Source organism: Sphingorhabdus sp., assembly GCF_044354325.1.
Classification (GTDB): Bacteria; Pseudomonadota; Alphaproteobacteria; order Sphingomonadales; family Sphingomonadaceae; genus Sphingorhabdus_B.
The window spans coordinates 15703-33575 of sequence record NZ_JBILAF010000011.1; the positions used below are offsets into that span (position 1 = coordinate 15703).

15 protein-coding genes are annotated in these 17873 nt (G+C 56.9%); 8 read left to right on the forward strand and 7 right to left on the reverse strand.

What is annotated here, in order from left to right:
- Positions 1–30: 30 nt before the first annotated feature.
- Entirely contained in the window at positions 31–2163 is a 2133-nt protein-coding gene (locus tag ACIQ0G_RS02145) for an alpha-galactosidase (protein WP_397576477.1), read from the reverse strand.
- A 132-nt stretch (positions 2164–2295) separates the two neighbouring features.
- Between ACIQ0G_RS02145 and ACIQ0G_RS02150 the strand changes: the two genes are divergently transcribed.
- The 4 genes from ACIQ0G_RS02150 (at position 2296) to dapE (ending at position 7881) form a co-directional block, all read left to right on the forward strand.
- Positions 2296–3822 carry a sodium/solute symporter gene (locus ACIQ0G_RS02150; protein ID WP_397576478.1) on the forward strand — a complete coding sequence of 509 codons (1527 nt, stop codon included), beginning with the start codon at positions 2296–2298 and terminating at the stop codon, positions 3820–3822.
- Complete coding sequence (locus ACIQ0G_RS02155) at positions 3819–5285, forward strand: FGGY family carbohydrate kinase (RefSeq protein ID WP_397576479.1); 1467 nt, start codon at positions 3819–3821, stop codon at positions 5283–5285. The genes ACIQ0G_RS02150 and ACIQ0G_RS02155 overlap by 4 nt, the downstream gene beginning before the upstream one ends.
- Before the next feature lie 85 nt (positions 5286–5370).
- Entirely contained in the window at positions 5371–6702 is a 1332-nt protein-coding gene (locus ACIQ0G_RS02160; protein WP_397576480.1) for a hypothetical protein, read from the forward strand.
- A gap of 39 nt (positions 6703–6741) precedes the next feature.
- Positions 6742–7881, forward strand: coding sequence for a succinyl-diaminopimelate desuccinylase (gene dapE, locus ACIQ0G_RS02165; RefSeq protein ID WP_397576481.1), 1140 nt, complete (start codon positions 6742–6744; stop codon positions 7879–7881).
- Positions 7882–7890: 9 nt separating this feature from the next.
- On the opposite strand, the gene ACIQ0G_RS02170 is transcribed toward dapE, so the two are convergent.
- The 3 genes from ACIQ0G_RS02170 to ACIQ0G_RS02180 are packed head-to-tail and all read right to left on the reverse strand — an operon-like array spanning position 7891 to position 10375.
- On the reverse strand, positions 7891–8433 hold the full coding sequence (locus tag ACIQ0G_RS02170) for a Smr/MutS family protein (protein WP_397576482.1): 543 nt from the start codon (positions 8431–8433) through the stop codon (positions 7891–7893).
- 19 nt (positions 8434–8452) lie between these two features.
- Complete coding sequence (locus tag ACIQ0G_RS02175) at positions 8453–9703, reverse strand: murein transglycosylase A (protein ID WP_397576483.1); 1251 nt, start codon at positions 9701–9703, stop codon at positions 8453–8455.
- A 12-nt stretch (positions 9704–9715) separates the two neighbouring features.
- Positions 9716–10375 carry a Tim44/TimA family putative adaptor protein gene (locus ACIQ0G_RS02180; protein ID WP_397576484.1) on the reverse strand — a complete coding sequence of 220 codons (660 nt, stop codon included), beginning with the start codon at positions 10373–10375 and terminating at the stop codon, positions 9716–9718.
- Positions 10376–10621: 246 nt separating this feature from the next.
- Here ACIQ0G_RS02180 and secB point away from each other — a divergent pair, with 246 nt between their 5' ends.
- The 4 genes from secB to ACIQ0G_RS02200 all read left to right on the forward strand — a co-directional run bounded on the left by secB (position 10622) and on the right by ACIQ0G_RS02200 (position 14520).
- Positions 10622–11131, forward strand: a complete 510-nt coding sequence (gene secB, locus ACIQ0G_RS02185; protein WP_397576485.1) for a protein-export chaperone SecB — start codon at positions 10622–10624, stop codon at positions 11129–11131.
- A 23-nt stretch (positions 11132–11154) separates the two neighbouring features.
- A complete protein-coding gene (murJ, locus tag ACIQ0G_RS02190) occupies positions 11155–12762 on the forward strand; it encodes a murein biosynthesis integral membrane protein MurJ (RefSeq protein WP_397576486.1) in 1608 nt (535 codons plus the stop codon).
- 2 nt (positions 12763–12764) lie between these two features.
- Positions 12765–13763, forward strand: coding sequence for a tryptophan--tRNA ligase (trpS, locus tag ACIQ0G_RS02195; protein ID WP_397576487.1), 999 nt, complete (start codon positions 12765–12767; stop codon positions 13761–13763).
- 100 nt (positions 13764–13863) lie between these two features.
- Complete coding sequence (locus ACIQ0G_RS02200; RefSeq protein WP_397576488.1) at positions 13864–14520, forward strand: DUF4136 domain-containing protein; 657 nt, start codon at positions 13864–13866, stop codon at positions 14518–14520.
- A 41-nt stretch (positions 14521–14561) separates the two neighbouring features.
- Here ACIQ0G_RS02200 and ACIQ0G_RS02205 read toward each other — a convergent pair whose 3' ends face one another.
- From ACIQ0G_RS02205 to rpsT, 3 genes are all read right to left on the reverse strand, one after another.
- Entirely contained in the window at positions 14562–15566 is a 1005-nt protein-coding gene (locus tag ACIQ0G_RS02205; protein ID WP_397576489.1) for a hypothetical protein, read from the reverse strand.
- A 151-nt stretch (positions 15567–15717) separates the two neighbouring features.
- Entirely contained in the window at positions 15718–17121 is a 1404-nt protein-coding gene (dnaA, locus tag ACIQ0G_RS02210) for a chromosomal replication initiator protein DnaA (protein WP_397576490.1), read from the reverse strand.
- A gap of 472 nt (positions 17122–17593) precedes the next feature.
- On the reverse strand, positions 17594–17857 hold the full coding sequence (gene rpsT / locus ACIQ0G_RS02215) for a 30S ribosomal protein S20 (protein ID WP_183941705.1): 264 nt from the start codon (positions 17855–17857) through the stop codon (positions 17594–17596).
- Positions 17858–17873 lie beyond the last annotated feature (16 nt).

Consider the following 17873-nt stretch of genomic DNA (forward strand, 5'->3'; position numbering starts at 1 on the left):
ATTCCAAGCCCGCGAAACTATCGATGTCGGTCAGATGGCGTCGACGTAAAACAGCAAACAGGTTTCGGGATGCGCGTGGGGCAGTTGCAGCCCGCCGTGCATCAACGCGGCACCGCTCAACGTCGCGCCGTCCTGATTTAGCCCAAGCATCTCGATTGCCGATGGCCCCTTAATGGCTTGCCAGATTGTCGGCCAGATCAGCTTGACCAGATAATTTCGGTCCGGGTCCAAACCCGCAAACCGCAAGCGTTCAGGCAAAACCTGCGGATCGCTCAAGACATACGCGATGGAATACAGCGCCTCGGACCGGTCACGCGCGATCACGCCGCTTGCCATGATCTCCGGTGCCGTATCGATCCGGACCAAGTCGCCATCATGCAGCAACGAACGGTGGCGCTTATGCAAGGCGATGGCAGACTTTAGCGTGTCGAGGTCGCCCTGCCGTTCGGTCAACAGGTTGAGTTCAAGCCCCATATGCCCCATCAATGCGGTCGCAGCGCGCATGTCCATCGACAGCCTGCGTCCACTCACATGGCATCGCGCAGGTCCGACATGACAGCCCATCACTTCGGGCGGCAGGAAGAAGCTTGCGCCGCGTTGGATATATTGCCGGTCAAGCGCATCATTGCTGTCGGACGTCCAGACCCGGTCACTATGCGCCAGCACACCCATATCGGCACGTGCGCCGCCCGATGAGCAGCTTTCAATGTCGACATCGGGATGGGCGGCGCGCACCCGGTCGAGCAGCGCGTAAAGTGCGGTTACCTGTGCGAAGGCCGTTGCAGTGCCGGATGCACCACCCGGATGGCTTAGGTCGCGGTTCATATCCCATTTGATGTAGCTGATATCGTGATCGCGCAGCACTGCATCGATTGCGTGGAATAGATAGTCCGCAACCTCGGTCCGGCTCATGTCCAGCGCGAGTTGCGATCGGAACGGCACTTGGTCTACGCCGTCGACACCCAGCACCCAATCGGGATGTGCGCGATATAGTTCGCTGTCGGGGTTGACCATTTCGGGTTCAAACCAAAGTCCAAATTCCATGCCTAACGACGTCACATGATCAACCAATGGCTTTAGGCCGTCGGGGTAAACATCGGCGGACACAGTCCAATCACCAAGCCCGGCGCGGTCATGCCGCCTGGCGCCGAACCATCCGTCATCCAGAACAAAGCGTTCAAAGCCAATGTCCGCGGCGCGGGTGGCCAGCTCTTTCAGCTTTGCGACATCATGGTCGAAATACACCGCTTCCCACGTGTTGTAATGCACCGGCCGCGGCTTGGCACGCATCGCTGGCCGCAGCAATTTTGTCCGCACATGTGCATGGAATTTGCGGCTGAGCGCGCTGAACCCATCGGCACTATATGCAGCAACAATTTCGGGGCTCGCAAAGGTTTCACCCGGTGCCAGCCGAACCTCGCCAGGCAAAAGCAGCGCACCAAGGCTGGTCAACACGCGTCCATCGGTCAGCGTGTCCACACGCAGGCGATGGTTCCCGCTCCATGCCAGATGGAAGCCATAAGCCTCGCCCGCAGTTTCGTTCGTGCCGGACGTCGCCAATAGCATGGCGGGATAGCTGAAATGCGAGGTTCGGCCGCTGCGGTTTTCCCGTAAATATGTGCCTGCGCTGCGCTTCACCCGATCTTGCGTAAATTCCTGAGTCCAGCGACCGGTAAATCCGATAATCTCGGTCATGTGCTCAGGCACAGGCAGGCAGGCCGTCATCACTTCAGTCACATCGAGCGCAGCCGCGCCATAATTGGTCAAATGCGTGCGGATACGCAGAACGCCAGTGGCGGGATCAAAATCAATGTCATATGCGAGCCCGAGCCGCGTGCGTTCATCACGGCATATGATTTTCGCGCCATGCGGCCGGCTTTCGACTTTGCCGACGTCAAAACGGCTGCACCAATCCTTGCCCTCGCGATGCGCAGCAAAACCCTGCATCATGGGGTGGCCCAGACCGGACTCCATTGCCAAGGAGAGCGGCAGCGCAACATCTGCGACGCCGTGCATAGCCTGCCGAAAAAACAGGCTTTCCATCTGCGCCGCATCGACATTTTCGGGCAATGCCGCGCCCCAATAGACAACAGACGGCGGCGCGCCCTTGGCACAGGCCAATATCAATGTCGCGTCCGGGGCATCAAATCGCAAATGGTCCAACTCATGCTCCCCAGAAATTCCGTTGGCCGTCGCGACCCATTTGTTACTTTGTGTTTTGTATATAGCCGTTTAACCGGCATATTATCAAAAAAGCAAAAGCACAGCTTTGCAACGAAAATCATCGGGGGGCGGATGTTCGAGACAACCAACAGCGCGGCGCAAATTGGTATATTTGTCTCGCTCACCATGCTCATCGCCATCCTGACGTACTGGAAAGTGCACGGCAAGGATGCCGAGCGGGCGCAGGACGCAGGTTCCACCAAAGAGGTGTTCCTTGCAGGCGGCGGGCTTACATGGCTGTTCGTCGCAGGCTCGATTACGCTCACCAACCTGTCGACCGAACAACTGGTCGGTATGAACGGCAACCAGATGCTGCTGCTGGCGTGGTGGGAGATTTCGGGTTTCGTTGGCCTGTTGATCTTGGCCTATGTTTTTGTACCAATTTATTACCGCAACAATTGCACCACGGTGACAGAATTGCTGGAACGCCGGTACAAGGGCGGCAGCATACGCACCGTGATTTCGGCGCTGTTTCTGCTTGGCAATATCCTGATCTACCTTCCCGCTGCGCTCTATTCGGGCAGTCTGTTTTTGAAATCGATGTTTGGTGTCGACTGGTCATTGATCTGGTTTGCTGCACCGATGGCGATTATCGCCGCCATGTACACCATCACCGGCGGCTTGCGCGCAGTCGCGGTTATGGACACGTATTCAGGCATCGGCGTGCTGGCGATTGCGTTTTTGGTGGTCATTTTGGCACTGGCTGCGGTTGGTTTTGACCTGTCCACCGTGCCGGCCGAACGCACATCAATGATTGGCAGCATTGATTCCCCCATCCCGTTCCACACATTGTTCACGGGAATGATTTTCATCCAGATATTCTATTGGTCGACCAATCAGAATATCACCCAAAAAGCGATGACCGCGCCGACCGTCAAAGAAGCGCAAAAGGGCGTGCTCGCCGCGGCCGCCGTCCGTATCCTCATCATCCCCGCCATCGTCGTCATTCCGGGCGTCGTCGCCTATAAGCTGTTCGGCAGCTTGGGCGATGCGGCGTATGGAAAGCTTGTGGCGCATGTGTTGCCCGGTTGGATGTCCGGCGCGTTCGCCGCCATGATGATGGCCGCCGTTATCGCGCACACCAGCGCCATATTGAACAGTTCGGTGGCGTTATACGCGGTCGATTTTCACGACAAATTCATCCGCCCAGTTGCCAGCCACTGGCGGCTTGCGGCGATTGTGTCGATCATCCTGACGGTCACGTCGATTTTGCTCGTTCCGGTCTATGAAAATGCAAAAAGCATCATCAACCTGTTGCAGCAGCTCAATGGTTTGTCGTCAATGCCAATCCTGTCGGCATTCATTACCGGGCTGCTGTTCCGGAATATGGATGCCAGGGCCGCGATTGCCGGACTGGTTTGGGGCGTTGCACTTTATGCGTTCCACAATTTCATTTTGTACGTGCCCGACACGCTTTATGCTGGCGAAACATTTTACCAGCATATGGGGATTGGCTGGCTGCATTATATCGACGTCATGGCGATTGTCCTTGTGACCTGTGTGTTGACCGCCTTGACGGTGAACCGCATCATCTTTGGCAATCGGGCCGTATTTATCTGGAGCAAGGAAGGACGCCGGCTTTCGGCGATTGAGGCATGAGCGAATATATCATTGTTATCGACGAAGGCACGACATCAACCCGCGCCGTTCTGTTTGCCGCCGACGGCACTGCCGTGGATAGCTGCCAGCGCCCGCTGACCCAGCATTATCCGGCGCCTGGTCTTGTGGAGCATGATGCCGAAGAAATCTGGAAACTGACGCTGGAATGCGCACAGACCATTATGGCCAAAGCAGGAGGCGCAGACCGCATTGCGAGCATTGGCATCACCAACCAGCGCGAGACCATTGTGTTCTGGGACAAGCGCACGGGTAAGCCGCTTGCCCCTGCAATTGTATGGCAGGATCGCCGCACCGCAGACATATGCGCGGCGTTGAAGGAACAGGGCGAAGAACCCGTTGTTCAGGCCAAAACCGGCCTATTACTCGATCCCTATTTCTCTGGCTCGAAAATCGGTTGGGCCTTGGAAAACTGGCCGCAGCTAAAGGATGCCGGCGCGTATCTCGCGGTTGGAACGGTCGAAAGCTATCTTGTATTTCGCCTGACGGGCGGCGGCCATATCACCGATGCAACCAACGCATCACGCACAGCGTTGATGGCGATTGGCAGCGGCGGATGGGACGACGGCCTTACCGACCTGTTCGGCATACCGCGCGACATATTGCCCGAAATAACCGACTGTGCAGGCGATCTTGGCACGACATTACCGGAACATTTTGGCGGCCCCATCCGCATTGCAGGGATGGCGGGGGACCAGCAAGCGGCCACCATCGGCCAAGGCTGCTTTGCCGTTGGCCAGACCAAGGCAACATTTGGCACGGGCGCATTTGTGCTGACGCAAACGGGCACGACATTGCGCCAGTCACGCAACCGGCTGCTGTCGACCATATTATATCAATTGGGTGGTGAGCGGCATTACGCGCTGGAAGGATCGGTGTTTGTCGCAGGAAGCCTCGTCCAGTGGCTGCGCGATGATCTCGGGCTGATTGCGCACGCTGCGGACACCGAGACACTGGCGCGCAGCGTTCCCGACAATGGCGGCGTATATCTTGTACCCGCCTTGTCGGGCCTTGGTGCGCCGCACTGGCGCCCCGATGCGCGGGCCAGCATCAGCGGTCTGAGTTTCTCGGCGACCAAGGCGCATGTCGCGCGCGCCGCGCTGGAGGCGATGGCCCACCAGACCCATGACCTGAAAACAGCATTTGCTGCGGACGGGGCCGATTGGGCGGAATTGCGCATTGATGGCGGAATGGTTGCCAATGACTGGATGGCACAAGACCTCGCCGACATGCTCGCCATAGATGTCGAACGTCCGGCCTTTGTCGAAACAACGGCACTTGGCGCCGCAATGCTCGCTGCCGTTGGATGCGGAATTTATACGTCGCTTGAGGATGCAGCGGTCATGCGCGGCGGCGTGCAGCGCTTTATACCCAACATGGAAAAGCATGCACGCGACGCGCGGCTGGCCGGTTGGTCAAACGCCCTTGCGCGTGTCCTTCAATAGTCCAAGTCCCAGTTCACAACATCTTAACCATCTGACTGCAATGTAGTGCCGCCCATGTGGCGCACGACATCGACAGGACCAAAAGATGGATAATTTGCACGGATTTGAACCGTTTGGATCAGACCTTGATGCTGATTTGCCCGCTTATACCCTCTATGAGGACGAAGACGCAGCAATCGAGCCGCCGCCATTCATATCTGGCGACGAACGCCGGATGCAGGTCCGCGCGTATAATTTTTGGACGTCGCAGCTGCACGACAGAAATTTCCCAAGCATTGAGGAACTCAATCCATCGGCTATCGACGATTTCCGCGACTATAGCGTTCTTCTCGATTTTACCTCGGGCATCGAAAATCCGTCCATTGACTATCTTGGCGATACATTGCGCGCCGAATGCGGCTTAAGCGCGGACATCACATATCTGGATGAAGTCCCCCGCCGCTCGCTCCTGTCGCGCATTACCGACCATTATCTACAAATCATTGCCAACCGCGCGCCCATTGGCTTCGAAGCCGAGTTTGTGAACGATCGCGGCAATGTCCTCATGTACCGCGGCATTTTGCTGCCCTATTCGTCCGACGACGACACGATTGATTTCATCTACGGCGTCATCAACTGGAAAGAAGCCGCGCATGCAGACATTAGCGGCCCGTTGCAGACCGAAGTTGCACAAGCGCTAGCCGCTTTGCCGCCGCGGCAGGAACATGTCCCTATCTGGGCAGATGCCCCGATGGCGGAGCAGCTTGACGATGCAGCGCCGCATGATGACGTTGAGGGCGATGAACCCTATCTGCTGCAAACCATAGCACCTGATGAAAATGCAAGCCTTGCCGACTGGCTGGATGCCGCACGGCAATGTGCAGAACAGGCCCGCGATGCGGATCTGCGCACGCGCGATGCCCTGTATCAGGCGATTGGACGCGCGTACGATTTTGCCTTGATAGCCGCCAATCATCCTGCCGATTATGCAGAATTGCTTCATGACGCAGGCCTGAAAGCACAGGAACGCGCGCCATTTACGCCAATCGTTAAGCTGGTTTTTGGCGCAGGCTATGACAAGACCCGCCTAACCGAATTTGCGACAGCGCTTCAATTTGCGCAGCGCAATGCCGTTCCGATGGGAACGTTCGCCACTATTCTCGCTGGCTTTGAAGGCGGCTTGAAAGCCATTGTCGCCGCCGAACGTCGCGCCAAGAAAATCGCTGCAGGCATCGAACCGGCCACGGCGGCAACCGATGACCCACGTGCGCGTTTGCGTTCGGCGCGCAAGCGTGACCTCAGCGAATTTGCGGGCGCAGGCGACGAATTTGTTCTCCTCGTTGCCCGCCGCGATGCCGATGGCAGCGTTGCGATTGTCGGTTCGGTTCAAGGCGACGCCATCTTCACCGAAAAGGCATTGCGTAAAGCCGACGTCTGACTTGTTTCGCAGGGCATTAATGCTTAACGCGTTGGTCAGATGACTGACGCTCTTGCCCTTGATTATGCCCAACGCCTGATTTCCTGCGAAAGCGTTACGCCAGCGCAGGGCGCCGTATTTGACGCGCTGGAGGACATGCTGAAGCCTTTGGGCTTTCGCGTTGACCGTTTTGTATCGGGCAGTGGTGATGACAATCCAGCGCATGGTGCGCCCGTCGAAAACCTGTTTGCCATTCGCGAATCCGGCGGGCGTCACTTTGCCTTTGCCGGTCATCTTGATGTCGTGCCGCCGGGCGCTGGCTGGGCAAGCGACCCTTTCGTTCCGCAGATAAAGGGCGATTTGCTCCACGGGCGCGGCGCAGTGGATATGAAGGGCAGCATCGCGGCATTCGTCGCGGCATTGCACGAGATACCGGCTGACGCAGGGACAATCAGCCTGATCATCACGGGCGATGAAGAAGGGCCAGCGATTTACGGCACCCGCGCCTTAATCGATCATATGCACGCGCTTGGCACGATCCCCGATGCCTGCCTTGTCGGTGAACCCACCAGCGTGAACCGGCTTGGCGACATGATGAAAATCGGACGGCGCGGGTCCGTGAACATGTGGATTTCGGTTGCAGGAACGCAGGGCCATGTCGCCTATCCGCATTTGGCCGATAACCCCATTCCCAAGCTCGTGGCGATCTTGTCGGAGATCGAAGCGATTACGCTCGATGCGGGCACCGACTGGTTCCAGCCAAGCAATATCGAGATCACGGACCTGGCTGTCGGCAATAAAGCGACCAACGTCATTCCGGCAAAGGCAGAAGCCCGATTGTCGATCCGGTTCAACGACCTGCAAAGCGGCGAGGCGCTTGTTGCGCGGATGCAAGAGCTTGTCGAAAAGGGCGGCGGCACTTTGACCGCCATGATTTCGGGCGAAGCGTTCCTGACCCCGCCGGGCGAACTGTCCGCGGCCATTTCGGAAGCTGTCGAGGGCGTTATGGGCATAAAGCCCGAACCATCGACCACGGGCGGAACTTCCGATGCGCGGTTCCTGACGAAAATCTGTCCAGTCGTTGAATTCGGGCTGTGCAACGCAACAATGCATAAGTTGGACGAGGCGGTGGCCATTGCGGACCTCACCGCGCTCACCGAAATCTACCGTCGCGTCGCGATCCGGATGCTGAAAAGCTAGGGTCAGGCCCTAGCTTTTCAGCATGATATACAGCGCGCCTGCCCCGCCATGCCGGGGATGCGCGTTGCGGACAGCAGAGATGCTCCTTGCGTGGCGTGACGCCGCTAGCCAATCGCGGACAACGGCGGCAATCGCACCCCTGCCCTGACCACTTGCGCGATCATGCGCGCGTTGCTTGCCCGTCACCAAAAGGACGACCTTCATCCTTTGCGCTATCGCCTGTTCAAGCGCGCCGTCGAGCCGCGCATAGGCACCGGACAATGACGCGTCGTGCAAATCCACACTGACATCGGGCATGATACTGCCGCGTGAGATCCGTCGGTCCCAATGGCCATCCAGATTGTGCGGGACGGGCGCAATCTTGCTTTGCGGTGCGGCAACAATCTTCGCCGGTTCGGTGCGTATCGGCTTCGGCTTTGCATTCAGATGCTTGGCCAAGAGCGCTTTGTCCGATGCTGCCGCAACCACGGGCTGCGGCTTTGCTTTGGTTGCATGTATCGGGCTGACTGTGGCGACTACTTTTCCCCACAGTGCCTTTTCATTACTGTCCAAATGCCGCGCCATGGCGAATTTATAGCCCGAGCCGGGTGACTGCCGCCTTGGGTAAGAAAATCAGCGCCGCGCCGCGTGCCGCCATACCGCCAGCGATGGCACGTGCACGGTCGCCGGCACCCCAGAATGTATCAATCCGGTTTGCGCCCTTGATCGCGCCGCCGGTGTCTTGGGCAACCCAGATGCCATTCGGTTCGGCACGGTCCATCGACAGCCACAGTGGCGCACCGAGCGGGATGAACTTGACGTCCACCGCAACGCTTGCCTCGCCCACAACAGGATAGCCCATTGCGCCAAGCGGCCCAGCGCCGGTCAGTTCGCGGAAAAACACGAAGCTTTTATTTTCCTGCATGACTTTGCGGCCCTCTTCAGGATTGGCACGCAAATAGGTGACAATGCCCTGCATCGAACCATCGGTGATGAGGCCGCGATCCTTCATCAACCGGCCAATACCGGTGTAACCACGCCCGTTTTGGCTTTCATAGCCAATGCGCATCACGCCGCCATCGGGCAGCCTGAGCCGTCCGGACCCCTGAATTTGCAGGAAGAAGAATTCGATCGCATCATTGGCATATGCGATTTCAAGGCCACGACCGGCCAAAGAGCCACCTTCAATTGCGGCACGGTCATCATATTGCACCAACTTGGTACCGTTGACTTTACCCCGGATGTTCTTGCCCTTTAAATCATCGGAAAACAGCCCAAGGTCGACATCAATTAGGTCCGATGGTCGTTTGTAGACCGGCACTTCACAACCGGCCTGCCGCGTGCGGCAACCCGCGATCTCGGGTTCATAATAGCCTGTGGCAAACGCTTTGCCGTCACCGACTTGCACCGCGTCCATATACGCCGCGAAGAAGGATATCGCGTCACCCGTCCATGTTTTTACAGCGTCGCAGGCGGGAACCCAATCGGCACCTTGGGTAAGGCCACTGCTGTCAGTGCGCCGAACGAGGCCAGGACAGCTGGTGCGGAAACTATCCATGGCAAGCGTTGCCTTGCGGGCATCGACCTGCAGCGATCCAATTTCTGGACCACGCACGACGCCCAAGCTCGCCGCCGTCGTGCCGTCGCCTGTTTGCACGGGCGCAGCCAGCGTTGCCGCAGGCGTCGATGGAATGGGCTTCGCTGCCTTTTCCGACAAGCCGGCGTCAGACGATGGTCGTGATGCACCGGTCGATGCGGTCGTCACCCCGTTGGGAATAACGCCGCCCGAACAAGCGGACAGGGTAAGAGCGGATAAGCCTAAGGCAAAAAGGGCGCGTTTCATCGCCCGGGTGAATCAGACCGAGTCGGTTTCGTCAAGCTTCCAGTTGCGGCTGCCTGACTTAACATCGCGCATAAACGTCCAAATATCATGCGTTTCAACAGCGTCGGTCATCGAACCACCGATGATATTGCCATCGGCATCCTTCACCATCGCAGCGATGTCGGCATCAAACCGAACGGTAACGCGTGCCATTGGATGGTCGTAGCTGGCGTCGACAACACGCACTTCGTCGATACGCACCAAGCGATTGGCCAATGTCTCACCGCGCGCTTCGCGACCGTCGATTGCCTCGGCAAAGCTGTCAAAAACATCATCGTCGCACAGGAAACGCAGCGCTTCCTTGTCACCACGCCAATAAGCCTCAAGCACCATTTTGTAGGCGGTTTTGGATCCTTCTACGAACAGCCCGAGGTCAAAGCTCCGGTCGGCATTGGCAATTGCCTTGATGCCGCTTTGTGCAGCCATGTCGACATTTGAGATTTCGTTCGCCGGAATGGCTGCTGCGGCATCAGTGCTAGCCGCGGGCTGACGCAGCATGGGTTGGGCTGTCGTTTCAATCGGACGGCGCGCAACGGGTTCCTGTTCGTGACCCGTGCGTTTACCAAGCACCGAATAAAGCCGAAGGCCGAGGAACGCTGCAACAAGAGCAAGCAATACAATAGTGAACGTCACAACGCCTCCATGCGCCAAATAAGTCCGGCATATAATTTCGATGGTATGGAATATCGCCCATCCAGCTCCGCCTCAATACCATATAAGCACTAATGCCGAGGGTTCAAAGGGCTTTACCCAAAGAAAAGTGCGGCTTGCCGCATGTGCAACAATGATTGCCCTTTGCCGGTCACCCTGCTAGGCGCGACGGCCATAAGGGGGCGCGATTTGGCGTCCATGACAATCAATAGGAAAGCACGACATCACATGGCTGACGAAGCAGGCACCATCGTTTCCGAAAATGTAAAAGCCAATGGCGCAGATACCGCACCTGCAGTGGGTATGTTGAACCAATATATCAAGGACTTGTCGGTAGAAAACCCGAATGCTCCGCACAGCTTTAACTGGGAAGTGACCCCGCAAATCGACGTCCAAGTGAACATTCTGGCCAATGCCATCACCGATGAAGTGCACGAAATCACCTTGAAGCTCGCGGTCAAAGCCGAAAGCGACAATGGCGTTCATTTCTCGGTCGAGCTCGAGTACGGCACGCTATTTGGTCTGCGCAATGTCAGCGACGAGCAAGCGCACCCCTTCCTTTTCGGTGAAGCACCGCGTTTGATGTTCCCATTTGCACGCCGGATTGTTGCCGATGCCGTTCGCGATGCAGGCTATCCACCGCTCGTTCTCGAACCGATCGATTTCAACGCATTATATATCCAGCAGCTCACGCAAGCACAGCAGATGGCAGAAACGCAGCCTGCAGGCGAAGCCTGAAGCCGTAGGTACCAGGTGAACATATGAGCCTGGTTCGAAACAGCATTACCATTGGGGGGCTGACTTTGGTCAGCCGCGTGCTTGGTCTTGTGCGCGATATGTTGATGGCGCGCTATGTCGGTGCAGGGCTTGCGTCCGACGCGTTTCTGATTGCGTGGCGGCTGCCCAACCTGTTTCGTGCATTGTTCGCCGAGGGCGCTTTTGCAGCGGTTTTTGTCCCTCTGTTCAACAAGAAAATGACCGAGGCGGAACGCAAAAAGGCGCAATCGGGCCTCACCGCCGCGCGCACATTCGCGAGCCAAGTGCTATCCGTGTTATTCCCATTTCTGGTGCTGTTCACAGGCGTGATGATGCTGGCTGCAGGTCCCGTTGTATGGGCCATGACCGGCGGGTTTCCCGATGGCGGGCCCGAGAAATTCGCGCTCGCGCGTCATCTCACGATTATCACCTTTCCCTATCTTGCGCTCATCTCATTGGTTTCGCTGCTTGGCGGCATATTGAATTCGCTGAACCGTTTCTGGGTCAATGCCGCCGCGCCGATATTGCTGAATATCTGCATGATTATCGCGCTGATTTTCTTCCGTGGTGACAGCGAAGTTGAAACGGCGGTTACCCAAGCCATTGCCGTGACCGTGTCCGGCGCCCTCCAATTGCTGTGGCTGATGTGGGCGTGCCACCGCGCAGGGGCTAGCCTGAAGCTTGCATGGCCGCGCCTAACGCCCGACGTAAAATTGATGCTCGCATTGATTGCGCCGGCGGCGATTGGCCAAGGCGCCATTCAATTCAACCTTCTGATCTCCACGTCACTCGCGGCGCGGTTCTTGCCAGAAGGGTCGGTATCATGGCTCTATTATGCGGACCGTTTGAACCAGCTGCCATTAGGATTGATTGGCATCGCCATTGGCACAGCGATCCTACCTGCGCTTTCGCGGCAAATCGCCGGAGCCGATAGCAAGGCAGCGTCCGACACGCAAAATCGTGCTGTCGAACTGGCATTGTTCTTTGCCATGCCCGCGACGGCGGCTCTAATCGTTTCGGCGATACCAATCGTCCATGGCATATTTGAACATGGCGCGTTCACAGCCGCCGATACGCGGGGAACCGCCGCTGTCCTGATGGCTTTCTCCGCCGGCGTGCCGGCTTATGTCCTTATCAAGGTGCTGACGCCCGGATTTTATGCGCGCAGCGATACCAAAACGCCGCTGCGGTTGGCGTTGTGGTCGATGTTGGTGAACCTTATCGGCAACCTCATTCTTATTTGGCCGCTCGCACATATCGGCGTTGGCGTTGCGACTGCGATATCGGCTTGGGTCAATGTCGCGTTGCTGTGGTTCACCTTGCGCAAACGCGGGCATATCGCGGTCGATGCGCGGCTCAAGCAAAAGGCGTGGCGCATTATTCTGGCCGCAGCATTGATGGGTGTCGCGCTGTTTTTCGGCAATGAAATGATCGAAGACCAATTGGGCACGGGATTGTGGCGACGCATCGCTGTGCTGTCGGTCCTCGTCAGCGCTGGCGGCGCTGTATATGCGCTGGCCATATTGCTTTTCGGCGCTTACCGAATTCAAGAATTGAAATCCCTGTTCCGTAGGCGCGCAGCATCGCCCGCGGCCAATATAAGCGAGTCATAATCATGCGCGTCGTTTCTGGCATTCAACCCACCGGCAATCTGCATTTGGGCAATTATCTGGGTGCAATCCGCAACTGGGTTAAGATGCAGGATGAAATGGAATGCCTGTATTTCCTTGCCGATTTGCACGCGATTTCCATGCCGCATGATCCGGCCGAGTTGACCGCGAACACGCGCGAGATGGCCGCGGCCTTGCTTGCGTGCGGACTGGACACTGACAAGGCGATATTGTTCAACCAAGCACAGGTCCCTGCCCACGCCGAGCTGCAGTGGCTGTTGACGGGCACAGCGCGCATGGGTTGGCTGAACCGGATGACGCAGTTCAAGGACAAGTCGGGCAAGAACCGCGAAGGCGCCAGCATCGCGCTGTTCACCTACCCCGTGCTTCAGGCTGCTGACGTCTTATTGTATCAGGCGACGCATGTTCCGGTTGGCGAAGACCAAAAGCAGCATCTGGAGCTTGCGCGCGACATTGCCCAGAAGTTCAACACCGATTTCGGCAACGGCACCGAGATCTTCACCTTGCCTGATCCCATCATTCCCAAGGAAACTGCGCGCATCATGTCGCTACGCGATGGCAGTTCGAAAATGTCGAAGTCTGATCCGAGCGATATGAGCCGGATTAACCTGATCGACGATGCCGACACCATCCTGAGCAAAATCAAGAAGGCCAAGACCGATCCGGAACCACTTCCGTCTGAGCCTGCGGGCCTTGAAGGCCGCCCCGAAGCGAAAAATCTTGTCGGCATTTACGCCGCATTTGCCGATGAGACTGTTGAGGCGACATTATCGCGTTTCGGCGGTCAGGGCTTTGGCGCATTCAAACCGGCATTGGCCGAAATCGTCATTGAACATCTGCGCCCCATTTCGGAGCGCTTCGCTGTTCTGAAGGATGATCACGAGCAAATCGACGCTGCGCTTGCCAAGGGGGCAGCGAAAGCGCGTGAGCTTGGCGGACCAACGTTGAAGGCAGCGTATGCCGCGCTGGGTCTGCTGCGCTAAATTGTGCGCTAGTGCCGTTCAACCACAGTTCAGCGAAACTATCCTAAACAAAACGCGTTATGCTATACACGGCGCTCGGTCGCTGCTTAGGGGATTTGAAATGATAAAAAAGGTCGTAACTTTTCTTGCTCCGATAGCAATGCTGGCACTTGGTGCCTGTGCAACGCCGTTTAACGCCGACGTCTCGCGGTTTCAGGAATTGCCCGCACCGCAAGGCCAGACCTTTGTTATCCGCGCGGCCAACCCGGACAATGCAGGCGGCATTGAATTTGGCCAATATGCCGCTTTGGTGGCGAGCGAGCTTCAGGAAATCGGCTATGTGCCCGCGTCGGGCGCAACTGCCGATATGACCGTCTCGCTCGATTATGCGGTCGATCAGGGCAAGGAACGCAACATCGTTCGGCAAGATCCGTTTTATGACCCTTATTGGGGCTTTGGCAGCTTTTACCGGCCCTATGTCGTGCGCACCCGTCGCGACGCGCGTTACGTCGTCGGCTATTATGATCCATTCCTGTATAGCGGCTTCAACCGCCCCTATGAAATCGACAGCTTCACGGTATTCACGGCCAATCTCGATATGAAGATTGACCGTAATGGCGACGGCAAGCGTTTGTTTGAAGGCAAGGCGGAAGCCAAGTCACGGTCAAACAAGCTGCCTTATCTGGTGCCAAATCTGGTTGAGGCGATGTTTACAGGATTCCCCGGCAATGGCGGCGAAACAGTCCGTATCTCGGTTGCGCCAGAGGAAAAGCGCTAATCCGCTCAGCTAAGCACGCGGCAAACAGCTAAGATTGCGGATCAGACCCCGCAGCTCAGCTCGGTTTGGCCATAGGCCGTGCCCTCACCGCGCGTACCGGATATGCCGGCGTACAGTTCCGTTGCCCTGAATATGCCATCGGGCCCAATGTTAAATCCATTGTCGCGGAAAACGGCAATGACCTTGGCGGGCGGGTCCGCGAAATATAGCGACTGCGATTCATAATGCTGGCCAAGCGCCGTGAGCGATAATCCATCAAATGAACGGCGCAGGCGCGCATAGCTGCTTTTGCCTTCAACCTTCGCATAGGCTTTTTCGCGTGCAGCCTCGTTAGCATATTCTTTGGCTTCCAATGCTTGCCATTGCGCCCGAAGCCGCGCGCCAATTTTGGCAAATTCTGCGCCAATTTCGCCGCTAAATGCGCATGTTTGCGGATTGAAGCCAATCGCAATCGGCTTACCGCCCAAGCGCGCCAATATGGATTTTCCATCGGCCAGATAGCCGTAGCGATTATCCGGAAGCTTCACCTCAATGAAGTCGTCGGCGGTAAGGCCAACCAGTTTCAGTGTGGTGTCTGCGCGCGCACGATCAATCAGCGCGCTGTCCGACGCCGTCGTCGCCCACACATCAACGGGCATATCCACAACCCATGATTGATCGTTTAGCAAGGTGACAAGCTCGGGGGGTTTCGACGGTGAAAGATTGACCATCGCGATAAAGCCATTGCCGTCGCTCAATGCAATCCAACCATCGCCGGGCGATGAGCCCGGCTGAACAACGCCCGTCACTTGCGATCCGCGCGGCAGCTTGCCCAATATCACGCTGTCGGCAGTGGTCGGCTTGTCGCGAATATTCGCTTCGGTCATTGTGAAGAAAATCTGGGTTTGCGCCGCCGCGCTTGTGCTCTGCTCGGCAGCAGGCGTTACCGAACCGTTCTGCATGTCATCAAGGACGAACAGCCAGAAATATAAACCCACGAAAACCAGCAGAATAATCAGCGCCGCGACCGGCATCGCCCGTGAACGTTTAGGGGCAGCCCGGGACACAGGTCGCGCTTTCAGCGAAGCGCCGCAATGGCCACAAAATAGCGCGCGAACCGCATTTGCTGACCCGCATGACGCACAAGATTGTCCCATCGCACCCTTCCGATTCCCCATCAGTGGATAGGCTCTGGAAAGGATGTTGAAAAGGGGTGGATTACGCTTCGAGTTGACGGAGCAGCGCGCGGACATCATTGTCCATGTCGCTGTCCTGCTGACGCAAGCCTTCGACCAAGCGCACGGCGTGAATTACCGTCGAATGGTCACGCCCACCAAATTTGCGTCCGATTTCCGGATAGCTGCGCGGTGTCATGACCTTGGCGAGATACATGGCAACCTGACGCGGGCGGACAACGGCGCGCGCTCGGCGCTTCGATGACATTTCGCTCCGGTCGATGCGATAATATTCGCATACGGCGCGCTGGATTTCGTCGATCGTGATACGGCGGCGGCAAGCGCTCAAAATATCTTTCAGCTGCTCTTCCGCCAAGGTCCGGGTCACGGGCTTGCCGGTCAACTGGGCATATGCCAGCAGCTTGTTCAGGCCACCTTCGAGCTCGCGTACGTTACGGCTGATGGTGCGGGCCAGAAATTCGATCACATCTTCACCAACTTGCGCTTCGGGCATATTGGCAAGGCGCTGTTCGAGAATGAGGCGGCGCAGTTCCAGGTCCGCTGGTTGAATGTCCGCGACCAGACCCATCGACAGACGCGACAGGATACGCTGATCCACGCCGTCCAGCGCTTGCGGCGCACGGTCGGCAGCAACGACGAGGCGTTTGCCCGCTCCGATGATTGCGTCGATGGTGTGGAGGAACTCTTCCTGCGTCGATACCTTGCCGATGATGAACTGAATATCGTCAATCAACAGCACATCGACCGCACGCAAGCGCGCCTTGAATTCCATGACTTCCTTGCGCCGCATCGCGGTCACAAATTCCATCATGAATTTTTCTGCAGACATATAAATGATCTGCGCGTCGGGGTTCACTTCGGCATAAGCATGACCGATGGCATGCATCAGGTGGGTCTTGCCCTGACCCGTTGCCGCTTGAAGATAAAGGGGATTGAAAAGCGGCTTGTCTTTCGACGCCACGCGTTCTGCAGCGCTGAGCGCGAGAACATTGGTTTGGCCTTTAACGAAATTCGCAAATGTCATCCGCGGATCAAGTGCCGAACGTGGCGGCAAAGCGTCGTTCGCTTCTTGCACAACAATGCGTTCGGCGTTTGTCGACGCACGGAGCAATTCGACGCGTGGTGCACCGGGGCGTGTGCGGATTTTCAGCTGCTTCACGCTTTTATTGGTGCTCGACCAAGCCAAACGCAGGCGATCGGCATAATGATCAGATACCCAGCTTGCCGAAAAATCGGATGGCAAAAGCAGCTCGAGCGTACCCGTCAGGTCACAAAAGTCGCCAAGGGTGATAGAACGAATCCACTGGCCATATATTTGCGCGCCCAAATCGCGACGCAAGCCAGATGAGATTGTCTGCCAATCGCCATCAAAACGGGATTTCAACGTCAGGCCGGCATTTTCGCCATGTGGTTGATCTAATGTCATCTGCGATACTGCTTTATTTTCGGCCAACGTGCCTGCCCCCAATTTTCCACCCCATCCAGACCAACACAACCGCGCGCTATCTGCCCACATGCGAAGCACACAGACAGTCACTGTGCATTTGTTGCCAAATGCAGCAGTAGCGATGTCCGATTCTCCATGTGAGGCACTGCCCGACTGTCGTCATGCATTGCTGGAAACAGTTTCTTAGACCGCTCGAAACGAGTCGATCAAGTGCAGCGCTGCAAAAAAACTGAAATAAATGGCATTGACTCGGCAACAGCCAAGCAAATGCGTCAATTAATTTTTAAGCACTTAATTTTGCTCACTTTTTTGTAAAAACCCCTGTGGATATCTTCCGAATCGCGGGAAATCCGTCGCCTTTGGCTTTGTGACAGTGGGCAATAAAAAACCCGCCGGGAAAACGGCGGGTTTCAAATTTTAAGACTGGACCAGCCAGCCTGTGAAATATGGGTTAAGCGAGACCGCCAACCGCCTTTGTGAGGCGACCAAATTTGCGCGATGCTGTGTTCTTGTGCAGAACGCCCTTGGATACGCCACGTGCCAATTCAGGCTGTGCAGCAGCGAGTGCAGCAGCGGCTGCCGACTTGTCACCGAGTTCAATCGCCGACTCTACCTTTTTGATGAAGGTACGGATGCGGCTGACGCGTGCGCCATTAACTTCAGTGCGACGCGCATTGCGACGGATACGCTTTTTTGCTTGCGGCGTATTGGCCATTTTTATCCTCGAATTT